This window comes from Paraburkholderia sp. CNPSo 3272, assembly GCF_024206495.1.
Classification (GTDB): Bacteria; Pseudomonadota; Gammaproteobacteria; order Burkholderiales; family Burkholderiaceae; genus Paraburkholderia.
In genome coordinates this window covers 367,300-385,628 of sequence record NZ_JAMBPQ010000002.1, presented here as the reverse complement: position 1 = coordinate 385,628, position 18,329 = coordinate 367,300, and the positions used below count along the sequence as shown (strand labels likewise).

16 protein-coding genes are annotated in these 18,329 nt (G+C 65.6%); 3 read left to right on the top strand and 13 right to left on the bottom strand.

Features of this window, described 5'->3' with window-relative positions:
- The first annotated feature begins 19 nt into the window (after positions 1–19).
- Together fabI and M3I53_RS04115 are read left to right on the top strand one after the other, a co-directional pair.
- Positions 20–799, top strand: coding sequence for an enoyl-ACP reductase FabI (fabI, locus tag M3I53_RS04120; RefSeq protein WP_254314671.1), 780 nt, complete (start codon positions 20–22; stop codon positions 797–799).
- A 133-nt stretch (positions 800–932) separates the two neighbouring features.
- Entirely contained in the window at positions 933–1,943 is a 1,011-nt protein-coding gene (locus M3I53_RS04115) for a sulfate ABC transporter substrate-binding protein (protein WP_254314670.1), read from the top strand.
- A gap of 78 nt (positions 1,944–2,021) precedes the next feature.
- Here the strand turns inward: M3I53_RS04115 and M3I53_RS04110 are convergent, their stop codons facing one another.
- From M3I53_RS04110 to argS, 6 genes are all read right to left on the bottom strand, one after another.
- Positions 2,022–2,345, bottom strand: coding sequence for a hypothetical protein (locus M3I53_RS04110; RefSeq protein ID WP_254314669.1), 324 nt, complete (start codon positions 2,343–2,345; stop codon positions 2,022–2,024).
- 240 nt (positions 2,346–2,585) lie between these two features.
- Positions 2,586–4,175: an ABC transporter substrate-binding protein gene (locus M3I53_RS04105; RefSeq protein WP_254314736.1), complete on the bottom strand. Its 1,590-nt coding sequence runs from the start codon at positions 4,173–4,175 to the stop codon at positions 2,586–2,588.
- A 210-nt stretch (positions 4,176–4,385) separates the two neighbouring features.
- Positions 4,386–5,162: an SDR family oxidoreductase gene (locus tag M3I53_RS04100; RefSeq protein WP_254314668.1), complete on the bottom strand. Its 777-nt coding sequence runs from the start codon at positions 5,160–5,162 to the stop codon at positions 4,386–4,388.
- Between the two features lie 11 nt (positions 5,163–5,173).
- Positions 5,174–5,827, bottom strand: coding sequence for a thiol:disulfide interchange protein DsbA/DsbL (locus M3I53_RS04095; RefSeq protein ID WP_254314667.1), 654 nt, complete (start codon positions 5,825–5,827; stop codon positions 5,174–5,176).
- A gap of 205 nt (positions 5,828–6,032) precedes the next feature.
- Positions 6,033–6,857 (bottom strand): SPOR domain-containing protein, encoded by an 825-nt coding sequence (locus M3I53_RS04090; protein WP_375542460.1) that lies wholly within the window; start codon positions 6,855–6,857, stop codon positions 6,033–6,035.
- Between the two features lie 97 nt (positions 6,858–6,954).
- On the bottom strand, positions 6,955–8,739 hold the full coding sequence (gene argS / locus M3I53_RS04085) for an arginine--tRNA ligase (RefSeq protein ID WP_254314665.1): 1,785 nt from the start codon (positions 8,737–8,739) through the stop codon (positions 6,955–6,957).
- Between the two features lie 358 nt (positions 8,740–9,097).
- Between argS and M3I53_RS04080 the strand changes: the two genes are divergently transcribed.
- Positions 9,098–9,424, top strand: a complete 327-nt coding sequence (locus tag M3I53_RS04080) for a DUF1840 domain-containing protein (RefSeq protein ID WP_069265127.1) — start codon at positions 9,098–9,100, stop codon at positions 9,422–9,424.
- Between the two features lie 161 nt (positions 9,425–9,585).
- Here the strand turns inward: M3I53_RS04080 and M3I53_RS04075 are convergent, their stop codons facing one another.
- From M3I53_RS04075 to M3I53_RS04045, 7 genes are all read right to left on the bottom strand, one after another.
- Positions 9,586–9,789 carry a hypothetical protein gene (locus tag M3I53_RS04075; protein WP_028201768.1) on the bottom strand — a complete coding sequence of 68 codons (204 nt, stop codon included), beginning with the start codon at positions 9,787–9,789 and terminating at the stop codon, positions 9,586–9,588.
- 248 nt (positions 9,790–10,037) lie between these two features.
- The gene (gene metH, locus M3I53_RS04070; RefSeq protein WP_375542464.1) at positions 10,038–12,770 is read right to left on the bottom strand and encodes a methionine synthase; all 2,733 of its coding nucleotides are present in this window, start codon (positions 12,768–12,770) and stop codon (positions 10,038–10,040) included.
- A 46-nt stretch (positions 12,771–12,816) separates the two neighbouring features.
- Complete coding sequence (locus M3I53_RS04065) at positions 12,817–13,887, bottom strand: homocysteine S-methyltransferase family protein (protein WP_254314663.1); 1,071 nt, start codon at positions 13,885–13,887, stop codon at positions 12,817–12,819.
- 203 nt (positions 13,888–14,090) lie between these two features.
- Positions 14,091–14,348, bottom strand: a complete 258-nt coding sequence (locus tag M3I53_RS04060; RefSeq protein WP_028201771.1) for a DUF3567 domain-containing protein — start codon at positions 14,346–14,348, stop codon at positions 14,091–14,093.
- Between the two features lie 169 nt (positions 14,349–14,517).
- Positions 14,518–15,306: a 3-oxoadipate enol-lactonase gene (pcaD, locus tag M3I53_RS04055; RefSeq protein WP_254314662.1), complete on the bottom strand. Its 789-nt coding sequence runs from the start codon at positions 15,304–15,306 to the stop codon at positions 14,518–14,520.
- A gap of 456 nt (positions 15,307–15,762) precedes the next feature.
- Positions 15,763–17,184 (bottom strand): DUF3108 domain-containing protein, encoded by a 1,422-nt coding sequence (locus M3I53_RS04050; RefSeq protein WP_254314661.1) that lies wholly within the window; start codon positions 17,182–17,184, stop codon positions 15,763–15,765.
- A gap of 118 nt (positions 17,185–17,302) precedes the next feature.
- Positions 17,303–18,322: an IclR family transcriptional regulator gene (locus M3I53_RS04045; protein ID WP_375542459.1), complete on the bottom strand. Its 1,020-nt coding sequence runs from the start codon at positions 18,320–18,322 to the stop codon at positions 17,303–17,305.
- Positions 18,323–18,329 lie beyond the last annotated feature (7 nt).

Below are 18,329 nucleotides of genomic sequence, written 5' to 3'. Positions count from 1 at the left end.
TTCCACTGCGAGGTCAGCCATGCATACTCCTCCCGAACGGCCGCTTGCCGGCATGCGCGCGCTCGTCACCGGCGTGGCGAACGCCGATTCGATCGCTTACGGCTGCGCCCGCGCGTTCGCCGATCTCGGTGCACAGCTCGCCATCACCTATCTCAACGACAAGGCCAAACCCTACGTCGAGCCGCTCGCTAACGAGCTGGGCGCGCAGTTGCTGCTGCCGTTGAACGTCGAGGAAGACGGCCAGCTCGACGCCGTGTTCGACGCCGTGCGCGAAACGTGGGGATCGCTCGACATCGTGCTGCACTCCATCGCTTATGCGCCGAAGGAGGATCTGCAGGGCGGCCTGCTCGATTCGTCGGCGCAGGGCTTCGCGTATGCGATGGACGTGTCTTGCCACTCGTTCATCCGCATGGCGAAGCGCGCCGTGCCGCTCATGCCGCACGGCGGCACGCTCTTCGCGATGAGCTACGACGGCGCAAACCGCGTCGTGCCCAACTACAACCTGATGGGCCCGGTGAAAGCGGCGCTCGAAGCCTCCTGCCGATATCTCGCGTACGAACTCGGGCCGGTCGGCATCCGCGTGCACGCGATCTCGCCCGGGCCGCTCAAGACGCGCGCGGCCTCGGGGCTGCCCGACTTCGACCGCATGCTCGCCGAGGCCGTGGAGCGCGCGCCGCTCGGCGAACTCGTCGACATCATGGACGTGGGTTACGCCACCGCGTATCTCGCCACGCGCTACGCCCGCCGCATGAGCGGCAACACCGTGTATATCGACGGCGGTGCGCACATCATGGCTTAGCACGAAAGCCGCAAAGCAAAGCTCGCATCGGTATAAGCCGTGCGCCCCGGCTCGCTAGAATCGGGCGTTCGGTCTGCTTACGAAAATCATGCAGGCAGGCCGAAACGCCTTTCAACGACAGACGGGGATCACCATGGCAGGTTTGGGACGCACGGCGCGCTGGCTCGGCGTGGGCATCATCACATTGAGTGCAGCGGCGGCGCATGCGCAAACGTCGCTGCTGAACGTCTCGTACGACGTGACGCGCGAGCTGTACAAGGACATCAACGCGAGCTTCATCGCCGACTATCAGAAGAAGACTGGCGAGACCCTGTCGATCAAGCAGTCGCACGGCGCCTCGAGCGCGCAGGCGCTGTCGGTGCTGCAAGGCCTGCAAGCCGATGTCGTGACGATGAACCAGCCCAACGACATCGACCTGCTCGCGCAGCAGGGCCATCTCGTGCCCGCCAACTGGCGCACGCGCCTGCCCGACTCGAGCGCGCCCTACACGACGACGATGGTGTTCCTCGTGCGCAAGGGCAACCCCAAACACATCAAGGACTGGAACGATCTCGCCAGACCCGACGTGCAGGTCGTGATCGCCAACCCGAAGACGTCGGGCAATGGACGCTACGCGTATCTGGCCGCGTGGGGCTACCGCAAGCAGCAGGGCGCGAGCGACGCCCAGGCGCTCGACTTCGAGCGCGCACTGCTGAAGAACGTGCCGGTGCTGGACGCGGGCGGCCGGGGCGCGACGACGACCTTCACGCAGCGCGGCATCGGCGATGTGCTCGTGACCTTCGAAAACGAAGTCGCGCTCATCGATACTGGCGAGGGTGCGAAGGACTTCGAAGCCGTCTATCCCTCGGTGAGTCTGCTGGCGGAGCCGCCGGTGACGATCGTCGACAAGGTCGTGGACAAGCACGGCACGCGCAAGAGCGCGCAGGCGTATCTCGACTACCTGTATTCGCCCTCCGCGCAGGAGATCATCGCGCAGCATCATCTGCGTCCGCGCGATGCCGCGGTGCTCGCGAAGCATGCGAGCGAGTTCAAGCCGATCAAGACCTTCACCGTTGAGCAGGTGTTCGGCAGCTGGCAGAACGCGCAGGCGACGCATTTCGCCGATGGCGGCACGTTCGATCAGATCGTCGCGGACCGCAAGTAATTCGGGCGCGACGTAACGACAGCGCGTAATAAAAAGCGCCTCGCAGTTTGCGAGGCGCTCTTCATTTCAGGCTGCCATTCAGTACCAGCCGCGACGGCCATGCCATTCGTTGCGGCCGTACCAGCGGCGGCCGTCCCAGTAGCGGTCGCCGTGCCAGCCGATCACGACAGCCGGCGCGTAGGCCACGCGCACGGGCGGCGCGACGTAGACCGGACGCGGCGCGACATACACGGGCTGCGGCGCATAAACGGGCTGCGGCGCGACATACACCGGTGCGGGTTCAACATAAACCGGAGCGGGCACGCCGACGTTCAGGCCGACCACCACGCCGGCCATCGCGGTTTGCGAGGCGGCCAGGACGAGCGCTCCAGCACCCAGCGCGGCAAAGAGTTTGGTTTTCATTTTGAGCCCCTTCGGTTGAAGATTCGATGGCTTCAATGTAGCCAGGCGCTCGCCGGCTTGAGTTACCAAACTGCAACAAACTGCGCGCGAATTTTACCGGCGGTAATGGGAGGAAAGGGCGCTTGCCCGCCTGCGGCGGGCTTCCCGCATGTTTGGCGCAGGCGGGCGTGTTTCAATTCGTGATCGTCGGGGGAGGTCTGTAAACGGAGCGCCGGGCGCGAACGCCCGGCGCTCGTGCCGTTACTGCACCGCGACGCTCGCGAAGTTCTGGCGTCCGAACGGACTCACCTGATAGCCGCTCACGTTCGTGCGCGTGATGGCGGAGGCGGTCGGGTAGCCGAGCGGAATCCACAGCGCCTGGTCGTGGATGATCTGCTGGGCGGCTTCATAGAGCTTCACGCGCTTGGCCTGGTCGGCGGTGGCCTTGCCTTCGGCGATCAGCTTGTCGAGCTGCGGATCGCAAAAGCGCGCGAAGTTGATGCCCGACTGCACCGCATTGCAGCTAAAGAGCGGCGAGAGATAGTTGTCGGGGTCGCCGTTGTCGCCGGCCCAGCCCATGAAGAGCGTGTCGTGCTGGCCCTGCTTCGCCTGCTTGATCAGCTCGCCCCACTCGATCACCTTGATCTCGGCCTTCACGCCGATCTTCGCGAAATCGGCCTGCAACAGCTCCGCACCCGCGCGCGGGTTCGGGTTCAGCACGCTGCCGTTCGGACGCACCCAGATCGTCGTCGCGAAGCCATTGGGGAAGCCCGCGTCGGCGAGCAGCTGCTTCGCCTTCGCCGGGTCATACGGATACGGCTGGATCGACCGGTCGTAGCCCCAGGTGATGGGCGGCCAGGGATTGGTCGCGGGGGTGGCGGTGTTGTCGAAAATCGCCTTCAGGTACGTCGTGCGGTCGAACGCCATGTTCAGCGCCTGGCGCACCTTCTGGTTGTCGAGCGGCTTCTTCTGCGTGTTCAGCGCGACGAACGCCGTCATGAACGCTGGCGTCTCCACCACCTTGAGCGACTTGTCGTCCTTCGCCGCGGCCACGTCCTGGGGCTTGGGCGAGAGCGCGATCTGGCATTCGCCGGCCTTCACCTTTTGCGCGCGCACGGCGGCGTCGGGCGTGATCGCGTAGATCAGGCGGTCCACCTTCGGTTTCGGCCCCCAGTAGGTCGGGTTCACGTCGTAGCGGATCACCGCGTCCTTCGTGTAGCTCTTGAGCACGAACGGGCCCGTGCCCACCGGCTTCGCGTTGAGATCGACCTGCTTGCCGCCCTTGAGCAACTGGTCGGCGTACTCGGCGGAATAGATCGACGCGAAGCCCATCGTGAGGATCGAGAGGAAGGTGGCGTTCGGCTCGTTGAGCTCGAACTTCACTGTGTTCGCATCGACCTTCGTGACCGCCTTCACGAGCTTCACGAGGCCCATCGACTGCGCGTGCGGGAAGCCGCTCGCGCCGGCTACCTTGTGCCACGGGTTGTTCGCGTCGAGCATGCGATCGAACGTGAAGACCACGTCGTCGGCGTTGAGCGTACGCGTGGGCTTGAACCATTCGGTCGTCTGAAACGCCACGTCGGGCCGCAGATGGAACGTATAGGTCAGGCCGTCGGCGCTCACTTCCCACTTGTCCGCGAGCGCGGGCACGACCTTTTTCTGCGCTTCGTCATAGGCCACGAGCGAATTGAAGATGACGTCGGCGGACGCGTTGGTCGTGACGAGCGAATTGAATTGCACGACGTCGAAGCCGTCGGGACTCGACTCGGTGCAGACTGTCAGCGGTTTGGCGAGCGCGGGAACGGCCGCGAACGCCGCGCCAAGCGCGGTCGCGAGCACGAAAGCAGGCATGAGCGCGCGCGCGGTGGGCGAGGTGAAGCGCATGGGATCTCCGTGGTTTTCGGTGGCGGACGGCGCCCCGTTTTGTTCGATTGAGGAGAGGCGAGAAGGCTCGGAAGGGCGCCCGGACGAGCCAAGCTTATCGAAGGGAAATTGCCGAGACAACAATTTAATCCACATACCCATATGGCATGGGGGCGCCGTGCTGCAAGCCGAAGCGGCTTAGTGGCTCGCTGCGCGCGGCTTGCGCGGCGCCTTTTCGAACACGCGGTCGTAGACCCAGCGCGGCAGCGCGCGCAGCATCATCGCGGCCACGCGCATCGGCCAGGGGAACACCGCGAACGACGTGCCGCGCGCGATCGCTTGCGCGGTCTTCGCGGCGAACTGGTCCGCGTCCATCAGGAAAGGCATGCGGTAGGGGTTCTTCGCCGTCATCGGCGTGCGGATGTAGCCGGGCGCGATGGTGACCACGGGCACGCCGAACGGGCGCATTTCCACGCGCAGCGCTTCGAGATAGGCGAGCGCGGCGGCCTTCGAGGCGCTGTAGGCGCCCGAGCCCGGCAGCCCGCGCACGCCGGCCACGCTCGCGATGCCCACGAGCGTGCCGCGTCTTGCCCGCGCCATTGCCGACGCGAACGGCTCGAAGGTGGCGACCATGCCGAAGTAGTTGGTGTCCATCACGTCGCGGAACGTGGCGAGATCGCCTTCGCCCGTCAGCGCGCCGCGGCTCACGCCCGCATTGGCGATCACGATGTCGGGCATGCCGTGCTGAGCGATGAAGTCGCGCGCGGCGGCAGCGAGCGCATCGGCGTCGCGCACGTCGGCGGGATAGATGGAGATGGGGTGATCGGGGTGGGACTGCCGGAAGCCGGCAAGGGCCTCGCCGCGGCGCGCGACGAGCCCGAGGACGGCGCCCTGCCGCGCGTATTCGGCTGCGAGCGCGGCGCCAATGCCGCTCGACGCGCCGGTGATGAAGACCTTCAGTGGCGCGTCTTGCATGGCGCTAACCCTCACATCTTTTTCGCGCGGATCTGCGAGATGATGTAGTCCATCACCTGGGCCGTACCCGGCAGCGCCTTGTCTTCCGGACCCTGGACCATGGCCGGGCCGGTTTCGTATTTGCCCTGGATGGCAATGGTCGGCACGCCGTCGATCTTGTAGGCGTCGAGTAGGGCCTTGTCGCGCTGCAGCGCGCTCTGCGTCGAGAACGAGTTGTACGCTTCCATGTACTTCTTCGCATCCACGCCTTGCGTCGCGAGGAACTTCGCCTGGTCTTCCGGCGTGAGCAGGTAGTTCTTGTTCACGTGGATTTCGTGGAACACGACCGGCGTGAGCTTCTGGGCGAGACCGAGCGCGTCGAGCGCGTAGTACATCTTCGAGTGCGGGATGAAATCGTCACGGAACGCCACCGGCACGCGCTTGAACACGACGTCCGGGCCCTGCTTCTTGATCCACGCTTCGAGATAAGGGTCGAACGCGTTGCAGTGCGGGCAGCCGTACCAGAAGAACTCGATCACTTCGATCTTGCCCGCGGGCACGTCGAGCGCCTGGGGCGCCTTCAGGACCGTGTAGTCCTTGCCGGCCACGGGTGCCGCGGCCGAGGCGTGGGCCACGCCGGCGATCAGCGAAAGCGAGAGAAAAAGCGTACCGAGAAGTCGTTTCATGGCGTAGGAGTCCACTGTTCTTGGACCGGCGGCGGCCGGTTGTCTGCCGCAGGGCGCCGTTGGCGCGAAGCTGGCGCGTGCGGGTGCTGCGCGGGTGTTGCTTGTTGACGGACGCCGCGCGGCGCGCCGCGGCCCTGCCTCACGCGAACGCCGCTGAATGGCTGCGGCTTCGCTGGGCGGGCGCGGTGCGCGGCGCGCACGGCGATTACTGCTTCGTGAAGCGGATGACGGCCGTATCGATACCGGCGTCGGACAGGCGCTGACGCGTCGAGTTCATGTCGTCGAACTTCGTGAACGGACCGATGCGCACGCGATAGTACGTCACACCGCCGGCGTCGCGCTGCGTGACCTTCGACTCGAACCCCTGGAACGCGAGGCGCGCGCGCTGCTGCTCGGCGTCGCCCGATGTCTTGTACGCGCCCACCTGCAGGAAGTAGCCGGTGTTGGCGTCGCCCTGTGCGGGCACGGCGCTGCCGGGCTTGGCGCCCGGGGGCGTCGGCACCGCGGTGGCGGGCTTCTGCGGCTGGTTGTTCGCGAGGATCTGGGCCGGGTTGCTCGTCGAGTTGCTGGCCGACTGCGGTTTCTTCGCGATCGCCGTGCCGCTCGTGACGTTCTCACCCGTCGACGGTTGCGGCGCGACGGCCACGCCGTTGTTGTTGGCGTTGCTGTTCGAACCCGAGGGCGGCACTTCCACGATCTGCGGCTCTTCGAGCATGCCCGAGGACTGCGACTGGTTCGTGGTCTGCCCCGGCGCCGTGTTGGGCGGCGTGCTTTGCGCGGCCTGCGGCACCGGCTGGCCCGGCGACTTGCCCTGCAGCGCGCGGTTCGGGTCGACCTGCTCGTTGTTCTGGCCGACGTCGGAAGCGGCCGGCGGCGCGACCTTCGAGACGAACGGCGTGGGCGCGCGCGTGATGTAGAGCGCCACCACCACCGCGATCGCAAGGCCGACGATCAGGCCCAGCACGATGCCGAGAAAGGTTCCCCCGGACTGCTTCGACTGCTGTTTTGTAGTGCGGCGCGGTTTTGCCATCGTCTGAATCACCTGCAAACAAGAGAATCCTGGAATGGCCGTCCGCGCGAGGCGGCGGCCCCAAACAAGCTGCTGCGCGCGGGTCTCGCGCGTCTCGTTACATGCGCTCCGGCGCGGACACGCCGATCACGGCCAGGCCGTTCGCGAGCACCCGGCGCGTGGCCGCGAGGAGGGCGACGCGGGCGTCGCGTTCGGCGACGTCGTCGACGAGAACGCGTTCGGCATTGTAGAACGAGTGAAACTCAGCGGCGAGTTCGCGCAGGTAGAACGCCACCGCGTGCGGCGCGAGTTCGCTGGCGGCATGCGTGAGCATGTCGGGGAATTCGCCGAGCTTCGCGATGAGCGCGAGCGCGCGCTCGCTGGCAAGCGGCGCGAGATCGACCTTGGGCAGCGCGGCCGGATCGCCGCCGAACTTGCCCTGCCAGTCGCCGAGAATCGACGAGATGCGCGCATGCGCGTACTGCACGTAGTACACCGGGTTTTCGTCGTTTTCCTTCAGCGCGAGGTCGATGTCGAATACGAATTCGGTGTCGGCCTTGCGCGAGATGAGGAAAAAGCGCACGGCGTCGCGGCCGCGGCGGATGGTCGCCTCGTCGAGCAGGTCGGGCGAGACTTCGCTGCCCGGGTTCGCGCCGCCCGACCATTCGATCAGGTCGCGCACCGTCACGTAGCTGCCCGCGCGCTTGGAGATTTTCACCTCCTGGCCGTCGCGCATCACCGTGACCATCTTGTGCAGCACGTAGTCGGGATAGCCGTTCGGAATGCCGATGCCGAGCGCCTGCAGGCCCGCGCGCACGCGCGCAATGGTGCCGTGGTGGTCGGAGCCCTGAATGTTGATGACCTTCGTGAAGCCGCGCTCCCACTTCGTGACGTGGTAGGCCACATCGGGCAGGAAGTAGGTGTAGGTGCCGTCGGACTTGCGCATCACGCGGTCCTTGTCGTCGCCGTAGTCGGTGGTCTTGAGCCACAGCGCGCCTTCCTGCTCGTAGGTTTGCCCCGACGCGACCAGCGCCTCGACGGTCTTCTCGACGCGGCCTTCCGTGTACAGCGACGACTCGAGGTAGTAGCGGTCGAACTTCACGCCGAACGCCTGCAGGTCGAGATCCTGCTCGTGGCGCAGATAGGCCACGGCGAAGCGGCGGATCGCTTCGAGGTTCTCGGGGTCCTTCTCGCCCGTGACGGGCTCGCCGTCCTTGGCCGCCACGGTTTCGCCCGCGAGGTAGTCGCGCGCGATGTCGGCGATGTATTCGCCGTTGTAGGCCGCTTCCGGCCATTCGGCGTCGCCGGGCTTGAAGCCGCGCGCGCGCGCCTGGGTGGAGACGGCGAGGTTGCCGATCTGCACGCCTGCGTCGTTGTAGTAGAACTCGCGGTGCACGTCATAGCCCTGCGAGGCAAGCACATTCGAGATGGCGTCGCCGAGCGCGGCCTGGCGGCCGTGGCCCACATGCAGCGGGCCCGTGGGGTTGGCCGAGACGAACTCGACGAGCACGCGCTTGCCGGCCTCGCGCTGCGAGCGGCCGAATGCCTCGCCCTGCTCGAACACGGCGCCGATCACGGCGCGCTTCGCGTTGGCGGTCAGACGCAGGTTGATGAAGCCGGGGCCGGCCACTTCGGCCGCCTCGACGAGGCCTGCCGCCTCGGGCTGGGCGAGCACGGCGTCGACGATCTGCTGGGCGAGCTGGCGCGGGTTCGCGCGCAGGGGCTTGGCCAGTTGCATGGCGACGTTGCAGGCGACGTCGCCGTGGGCGGCGACCTTCGGGCGCTCGAGCGTGATCGCGGGCACGATGAACGCGGCCTCGCTCGCGCCTTCGGCGGCCTTCGCCACTTGGGCTACGGCTTGCGCGAGCAGGGTCTCCAGGGTGTGTTTCTGTGCGGGCAGCATGCTGGTTGCAAGTCCTGTGCGGGTAATGGGATGCGGGGCCGGCGCCCGGGGGCGTAACCCGGGGCATGGCCCCTGGCTTGCCGGCGCTGACCGCCGAATACGGGTGAGGGCGCCAGCCTCGCGGCGGGCCACCTGTTATGCGTCAATGCACGTGGGGCCTCGTTGCGGCAGGCGGCGTGGCGGCGTCCCTGATGCCAGAACGTCCGGTCGCCGCACCCTGCGGGTAATTCCGTCCTGACGGATTTTAGCAGGTGCTAATATGTGAAATGAGGTAGCGCGACATGGACCGCCTTGGCCCATCTGGCTTCGCAGGCCGGAACGTCACGCGCAGATCCAAAAAATCATAAAGGGAACAGACATGCTGGTTACTTTTAAATGCCACGCGGCGCCTGACGTTACGATGCTGGAGAACCTCGCACAGTACCTTCTCGGCATCATCGGCAAGCGGCTCGGCCCGCGCGGCGTGATTACCCACGACGAACTCGATACCGCCATCACCAAGCTCGAAGCAGCCATCGCCACGGACAAGAAAGAGCGCCACGAACAGGAAGGCCATTTCCACGAAGGCGAAGATGACCACGTGCATCACGAACTGCCGGTCGGCCTCGCGCAGCGCGCCTTTCCGTTCCTCGATATGCTGCGTGCCGCGAAGAAGGAAGACAACGACGTTTTGTGGGGTATTTGAGGTCCGTGCGTGACTTGACTGGGCGCGGGGGTGCGCCGCCGCCATGGCGCGCAGCAGCGAGCCTGTGAGGGCCGCTCCGGCGGCCCCGCCCGATTCGATGTTCCAAAGCAAAGAGCCCGCAACATTGCGGGCTCTTTGCTTTTGTTCACCTGCGGCTCGCCTTACTCGCTGGCGGCCGCCGGTTCGGCGGCGGAAGCCTCCGACTTCTTCATTTTCTTTTTCTTCGGCTTCTTCACGTGCTTTTCGGTGGGCGCCGAATACGACGTCGCCGGGCTCGCCTGCTCCGGCGCGGCCGGCTGGGCGAACGACGGCTGCGCGAGCGCCGCGACGCCGAAGGCGGTCAACATCAACATCAGCTTTTTCATACGATTTCTCCGTCGAGGTTGCTTCGATTTTGCGTTTTAAGGATTTGCTGATGAGCGAGCCGGCGCGGTGTTGCCGTATATGGCCGGGTGTCATGCAGGTGATACCGGGTCTTGCCGGGCCATCTTACAAAGCCGAAAAATCGCGCGCGCGTAATCTTCACCTTGCCGGATGGCGTATGTCGGGCGCCGACAACAGGGGGTAGCGCGACGGGGGAAAGCGCGCCGCCCGGGGCGGCGCGCCGTGCGGCTTAGAGCTGCGGCGCCAGCGCGCGGCGGGCGTCCGCGTCGGAGAGCGACATACGCTTTGCATAGTCGGCGAGCTGGTCCTGGCCGATCTTGCCCACCGAGAAATAGGTGCTGTCCGGATGCGCGAGATAGAAGCCCGAAACGCTCGCGGCCGGCAGCATGGCGAGCGATTCGGTCACGCTCATGCCGACTTCGCCCGCTTGCAGGAAGTCGAACATGTCGCGCTTCACGAGGTGATCGGGGCAGGCCGGGTAGCCAGGAGCGGGGCGAATGCCCGCGTACTTTTCGGCGATCAGCGCGTCGTTGTCGAGCGTTTCGCTGGCTGCATAGCCCCACAAATCGCGGCGCACGCGTGCGTGCAATGCTTCGGCGAACGCTTCCGCGAACCGGTCCGCGAGCGCCTTGAGCATGATCGCGCTGTAGTCGTCGTGGTCCTTCTCGAACTGCGCCTCTTTCACGTCCACGCCAATGCCCGCCGTCACCGCGAACATGCCGATATAGTCCGCCACGCCCGAATCCTTCGGCGCGATGAAGTCGGCAAGCGAGCGGTTCGGACGCGTCACGCCGTCCACCACCGGGCGCACCGACTGCTGGCGCAGGTTGCGCCACGTGAGTGCGACTTCACGGCGCGTTTCGTCCGTGTAGATCTCGATGTCGTCGTCATTCACCGTGTTCGCGGGCAACAGCGCGATCACGCCGTTGGCCTGCAGCCAGCGGCCCTGAATCAGGCGCGAAAGCATCGACTTCGCGTCGGAAAACACGCGGCGCGCCGACTCGCCGACGATCTCGTCGTTGAGGATCTGCGGATAGGGACCGGCGAGATCCCAGGTCTGGAAGAACGGACTCCAGTCGATGTAATTCGCGAGTTCGTTCAAGTCGAAATTCTTGAACACGCGGCGGCCGATGAACTTCGGCTTCACGGGCTGGAAGTTCGCCCAGTCGATCTTCGTCTTGTTCGCGCGCGCTTCTTCGAGCGTCACTAGCGGCGTGGCCTTCTTGTTGGCGTGCTGGTCGCGAATGCGCTCGTAGTCGGCCTTGAGTTCGTCGAGGTACTTCGCCGCGCCTTCGTCCGAAAGCAGGCTCGACGCCACCGACACCGAACGCGACGCGTCCGGCACGTACACGACCGGACCTTCGTAGTGCGGCGCGATCTTCACGGCCGTATGCACGCGCGAGGTGGTCGCGCCGCCAATGAGCAGCGGAATCTTCTTGATGCGGAAGTAGTCGTCGCGCTGCATTTCGCTCGCGACATAAGCCATTTCCTCGAGCGACGGCGTAATGAGCCCCGAGAGCCCGACGATATCCGCGCCTTCGACCTTGGCTTTCGCGAGAATTTCGTTGCACGGGACCATCACGCCCATATTGACCACTTCGAAGTTATTGCACTGGAGCACCACCGACACGATGTTCTTGCCGATGTCGTGCACGTCGCCCTTCACGGTCGCGATGACGATCTTGCCCTTCGCGCGCACGTCGGCGCCCGCTTCGGCGAGCAGGCGCTTTTCTTCCTCGATGAACGGAATCAGGTGCGCCACGGCCTGCTTCATCACGCGCGCCGATTTCACGACCTGCGGCAGGAACATCTTGCCCTGGCCGAACAGGTCGCCGACGATGTTCATGCCGTCCATGAGCGGGCCTTCGATCACGTTGATCGGGCGGCCGCCGCCGCCCATGATCTTCTCGCGCGCTTCTTCGGTGTCCTCGACAATGAAGTTCGTGATGCCGTGCACGAGTGCATGCGCAAGACGCTTTTCGACAGGCTGGTTGCGCCACTCGAGGTTCTCTTCCTTCTTCGCGGCGCCGGTCTTGAACTTGTCGGCGATTTCGAGCAGCCGGTCAGTGCCGTCGGCGCGGCGGTTGAGCACCACGTCTTCCACGCGCTCGCGCAGTTCGGCGTCGAGGTCCGCGTACACCCCGAGCTGGCCCGCGTTCACGATGCCCATGTCCATGCCTGCCTGAATGGCGTGGTAGAGGAACACGGTGTGGATCGCCTCGCGCACCGGGTCGTTGCCGCGGAACGAAAACGACACGTTCGACACCCCGCCGCTGATCTTCGCGTAGGGCAGGTTCTGCTTGATCCAGCGCGTGGCGTTGATGAAGTCCACCGCGTAGTTGTTGTGCTCCTCGATGCCCGTGGCGACCGCAAAGATGTTCGGGTCGAAGATGATGTCCTCGGGCGGGAAGCCCACTTCGTTCACGAGGATCTCGTAGGAGCGCTTGCAGATCTCGGTCTTGCGCGCGAACGTGTCGGCCTGGCCTTGTTCGTCGAACGCCATCACCACGCTCGCCGCGCCATAGCGGCGAATCAGCTTCGCGTGATGCACGAACTGCTCCTTGCCTTCCTTGAGCGAGATCGAGTTGACGATGGCCTTGCCCTGTACGCACTGCAGGCCCGCCTCGATCACGTCCCACTTCGACGAGTCGATCATGATCGGCACGCGCGCAATGTCGGGCTCGGAGGCGATCAGGTTCATGAAGCGCACCATCGCCGCCTTCGAGTCGAGCATGGCTTCGTCCATGTTGACGTCGATGACCTGTGCGCCGTTTTCGACCTGCTGGCGCGCCACGGCGAGCGCCTCGTCGAACTGCCCGTTGAGAATCATCCGCGCAAAGGCCTTCGAGCCGGTCACGTTGGTGCGCTCGCCCACGTTAATGAACAGCGTGCCTTCGGTCACGTTGAAGGGTTCGAGGCCGGAAAGGCGCAGGGTATGGTCAGTCATGGCGTGGGACCGGATCGTATGGTGTGGGAGCAGGACTCGGAAGCAGCGATCGTATGTGGCGTCAGGCAGCGTCGCGATACTGGCCGGGCCAGCGGCGCGGCTTGATCTCGGCGAGCGCTTTGGCAATCGCCGCAATGTGCTCGGGCGTCGTGCCGCAGCAGCCGCCCGCCACGTTCACGAGTCCGGCGCTCGCGAATTCCTTGAGCAGTGCCGAGGTATCGGCGGGCGTTTCGTCGAAGCCCGTGTCGCTCATCGGATTGGGCAGGCCCGCGTTCGGATAGCACGAGACGTAGGTGTCGCAGAGCTTCGCAAGCTCGGCGATATACGGGCGCATGAGCGCCGCGCCCAGCGCGCAGTTCAGGCCGAACGTGAGCGGCTTCGCGTGGCGCAGCGAATTCCAGAACGCTTCGACGGTCTGGCCGGAGAGAATGCGGCCCGAGGCGTCGGTGACGGTGCCCGAGATCATGATCGGCAGATTCTCGCCCGTATCTTCGAAGAGCTGGTCGAGCGCGAACAGCGCGGCCTTGGCGTTGAGCGTGTCGAAGATCGTCTCGACGAGGAAGAGGTCGCAGCCGCCGTCCATGAGCGCCTTCGCCTGCTCGTAGTACGCATTGCGCAGTTCTTCGAACGTCACGTTGCGCGCGCCCGGATCGTTCACGTCGGGCGAGATGCTTGCCGTTTTCGGCGTCGGCCCGATCGCACCCGCGGCGAAGCGCGGCTTGTCCGGCGTCGAATACTTTTCGCAGGCGGCGCGTGCGAGCTTCGCCGACTCGACGTTCATCTCGATGGCCAGTTCGCCCATACCGTAGTCGTCCTGGGCCACCGTGGTCGCGCCGAACGTGTTGGTCTCGATGATGTCCGCGCCCGCCGCGAGATACTGCTCGTGAATCTCGCTGATGATCTGCGGCTGCGTGAGCGAGAGCAGCTCGTTGTTGCCCTTGATATCGCGCGGATAGTCCTTGAAGCGTTCGCCGCGGTAGGCGGCTTCGTCGAGCTTGTAGCGCTGGATCATCGTGCCCATCGCGCCATCGAGGATCACGATACGCGAGGCAAGCAGCGCGGGAAGCGCTGCGCCGCGCGTGTATTTGGCGTCCCCGGCGGGGCGCGAGGCAAGGGCTGCGGGCTGGTTCATGGATCGCGGGCGGGCGTGGTGCCGGTTGAACTGGGAAACCCCACATTGTATCCGCTGCGGCAACGCGCCGCTGCGGGCGGCGTCGCGCGCCGGCAACCGCCGCGGCGCGCGCGGGACGGCCAAAAGAAAACCCCGCCCGGCCAAGCCGGACAGGGTTTCGTGTGAAGGACGCTGCGCGTTGAGTGCCGCGGGGTGCGCTAGCGTCAGTGAAGCACGACGGGTTGCTGCATGAGGCTGTCGAACTGTCCGAGGAATTCGTCGACTTCGTCGAGCGACTGGTCTTCGTCCATCAGCTTTTGCACGTCTTCGCGAAAACGTGCCGCCATCACGCCGTCGATGAAGATCTCGCGGCGCGCGTTTTTGTCGACGATCTCGTAGCCGCCTGCACGCATCGCGCTGTGACCGTCCTGCGGTGGGAATTCGACGACGCAATAGTTGGGACTGTTGTAGATCATTTGCATGGCGACACTCCTTTTTCCTGTGCTCCCTGACCTTCTCGGCCAATACATGGAGCGTTCGTTCTGGAATTCAAGGGGTGGGTCCCGCATCACCTCTTATGTGGACTGCTCTCCCTTTTTTACTTCCCTTCTCGACTGGTGCCACTGCCATGATGCTTTTACTTCGAACTGCTTAGACCAACTGCTTGAGAAACGTTTCGAGCAACGCGGTAAAACGGTGCGACTCCTCTACCGGGGCCAGATGCGCCGCATCGAGCACCACGAAATGCGACCCTTCTACTTCTTTTGCAAGGGCCTGCGTCACGGCCATCGGCGTGCCGCTGTCGTGGCGGCCCGCCACTGCGAGCGTCGGCACGCGCAATTGCGCAAGCCGGTTTTCCACGTCGAAATCGCGTAGCGCCTCGCAGGCCATCGCATAGCCTTCTGAAGGGGTCCGTAATAAAACGTCACAAATCCGCTGGACTGTCGGCGCATGCGTGCGCCGGAAGTCGGCGGTGAACCAGCGTGCCATCGTCGCGTCGACGAGCGTCCCCAGACCCTCGCTGCGTACTGTGGCGGCGCGCTCGTTCCATGTTTCGCGCGCTTGTGGCGGCGTATGGCTAGCGGTGTCGCAAAGCGTGAGCGTCGTCACGCGTTCCGGATAATCGAGCGCGAACTGCTGCGCGATCATGCCGCCCATCGACATGCCGACGAGATGCGCATGCTCGATGCCGGTTGCGTCGAAAAGCGCATCGAGGTCGGCGGCGAGATCGGCGAAGCCGAAGGGCTCGCTCGCGACGGCGCTCGCGCCGTGGCCGCGCACGTCATAGCGCAGCACGCTGTGACGATGGCGAAAATGTCCTGCCAGCGTGTCCCACACGCCAAGGTCGCCGCCCAGTTGGTGAATGAACGCCAGCGCGGGCCCACCGCTCCTGTCGTCGAAGACATAGTGCGTATCGATGCCGTTGACAGTCACTTGCATGGGTTCCTCCTTCGCCATCCAGGCTGGGAGTCAAGCCGTTTGCGAGGTACTGCATGCACGCGATGCTGGTGGAGCAAGCCGCGCGCCTGGGGCGCGCAGACGATGCGCGATGCGATGTTCGTTAGCTTGTGTGTCGCGTCCCTGTTTGCTGCGCTGTTTGTTGTGTCGTACCGATGTTGTCCGTCTTGTGCAGCGGTGTATCGGTTGGTTCGTGCTGGCCCGTTTGTCGGTCCGTTCGTTGACCCGTTTCTCGGTCCGTTCACTGGTCCGTTCGTTGGTCCATTGTCTGCGCGCGGCGTCGTGCTGCCGTGTTTCGTCTGCTTGTTCTTTGGCCCTTCGTGTTGCGCGCGGTGCCTTGCGATCCTTGACGCATGGCTCGATTCCAGTATGCGCTATTTCGCGCATTTGTGTTGTGAAGCGGGCCGTCCGGATCGAGCGGTGCGTGCGCTTTCTCGCTCAGGGATGCTCGGGCGCAGGGCCCGGCGAAGCGGATGAGGGTTGTGCGTCGACGGTGGACGGTCGCGGCGGTGATTCTGTTGGCTGTTCTGTCTGCATATTGGCGGGCGCCGCCGGCTGTGCGAACGGTTGCGGTTGCGCTTGTGATGCAGCAGGCGCAGAAGCCGGCGCAGCTTCCGGCGTTGCGGATTGTGCCGGGGCGGTTTCGGGCACCGCGGTGGGCGTCGGGGCGGTCGCGGCCGCTGAAGGATCGGGCGCCCGCGCGGGCGCGTTCGTCGCGGTCGGCACCGTGAGCGCGCCACGCCACACCAGTTCGAACTGGTTGCCGTTCGGTTCGGTCTGCACGATGCGCACGGGCAACCAGCCGAGCGACTGCGCGAGCCACACGTCGATGCGACGCTTGTCGCCCTCGCGGCGCGGCAGACGCATGAAGTGGCGAGCCGTGACATAGCCGTGATCCGTACTCACGGTCTCGTCGCCGATCGTGGTGATGGGCCAGGTCTCGCCGCTGTCGTTGTCCGCGACATAGAACTCGCGCGTGACGCCTGGCTTGTATGCGTCGGGGTCGCCGCGCACGAGGCTCGCGAGCTGCATCACCATGCTGAAGCGGTCCTGCGCGCCATCGGGCAGCCCGAGCGAGTTGGGCGTGCGCGTGAACACGATTTGCTTGTCGGTGCGATTGAAAACCGTCACATCCGAAGGACGATGGCCGCGCTTTTCGATGTACTGATCCGGTGCGAGGCCGAAGGCGTCCACGCGGCCCTTGCTCGTCCAGCTGAACTCGCCCACGAAGGGCAGCGGCACACGCACGACCATCTCGTAGCGTTGCCCGTCGCTCGACCAGTGGATCGTGCCGGGCTGATTGCGCACGCCGTTATAGAAGGTGTCGTACTGCAGTTCGCCCGACGGCGGCACCGAAAACTTCAGTCCATGCGAGGCCTGCGTGGCTGGCGCCGAAGGCTCTTTGCCGTTGCCGGGCGCCGTGCTTGCGGTCCCGCTCGTGCCGGCGGCGCTGGCGGTGGCTGGCGATGCGGCTGCGGGCGCGGACGCCGCCTGCGTATCCGGCGGCGAGGCCGGCGCTTTGGGGTGGGGCTTCGGCGGCGTCACCGCGTGCAGCGTATGCGGCTCGGCGGCATTCGGCGCTGGTTTGGGCGCGGCATGCGCAGGCGCCGCCGCGGGCCCCGCGGGTTTTGCTTCGCGCTCGATGCGCTCGGGTTTGAGGAGCGCCACTTGCACCGGCACGCGCACGTGCGCGACAGGCGGCGGCGCGCCGTGATGCCGCTCGAACCATTCGGCCGCGAGCCAATGCAGCGCCGTGACCGCGACGAACACACCGACCCAGCGCCACGCGCGCACGCGCTGCGGCGTGTGTGAGTCGGTGTCGAGGCGGCGTGCCTCGCGCGGGGCGGCTGGGGTGGACATCGGCGGTTCGTGGGTCGGGTATCGGTCGTACGTTAATGTGACACAACCCGCTGGGTGCTTGCAGAAAGGCGGATGCGCTCGGGCGGGTCACATATGCGCCGGCCCGGCCACACGGCCCTCAGCGCGGCGTTGGACTGTACCCCAATTCGTACGACAGCTTTTCGGCGCACGCGCGCAGCGCGGTGTCCACGGCGCCGTTCCAGGCGATATCGAACGCGCCTTCGTGACCGAGCGCGATGAGCCCGAGTGCGAGTTCGCCGCTCGCGTCGAAGACGGGCGTGCAGAACGCGTGGATGGTCGGCAGCAACATGCCTTCCACGCGGGCAGCGCCATGCTCGCGAACTTCTGCGAGCGCCTGTTCGAGCGCATCGGCCGTGCGCGGTGTCGAGCCGTACGAAGAGTGCTGTGCGCCCGCGAGTTCGCGCTCGATCATCGGGGCCGTCTTGCTGCGCGGCAGGTAGGCGGCAAACAGCAGGCCGGTCGCGGAACTGAGCATCGGCATGACGTCGCCGAGCTTGAGCGACGCTTTCGCGGGATGGCTCGACTCAAGCCAGTGCACGACTGTCGGCCCCTGATTGCCCCACACGGCGATGCCCACGGTGATGTCGAGCGCGTCGCGCAATTCGGTGAGCGCGAGGCGCGCGAGCTTGACGCCGTCCACGCGCGCGAGACGCGCGAGTCCAAGCTGCAACGCGAAGCCGCCCAGTTCGTAGCGCCCCGAGAGCGGGTCCTGCGCGACCACGCCGAGGCGCATGAAGCTCACGAGATAGCGGTGCGCCTTCGCCGGGCTCATGCCCGCGCGCTGCGCGAGGTCGCGCAGCATCATCGCGCGCGGCTCGCTGGTTAGCACTTCGAGCAGGCGAAAACCCACTTCGATCGACTGGATGCCCGAGCGCAGTTTTTCTTCGCCGGGTTCGGCGCCTTCCGCAGCTTCGGCGGTCTCGAGAGTATCGGCGAGATCTTCGGCGCTCGTGGCGTCTGGGGCGCTCGTGCGCGGCGAGGCGGATCGGACGGTTGGCGGCATGGATGCGTTGTGGTGTTCAAACGTACGGCGACCGTACGGCAACTGAGGGCTTGCGGCGCGCCTGCTTGGGGCCCGCCGATTCACCATCGTAGAATACATTTCCCTTATCGTCACTCACGTC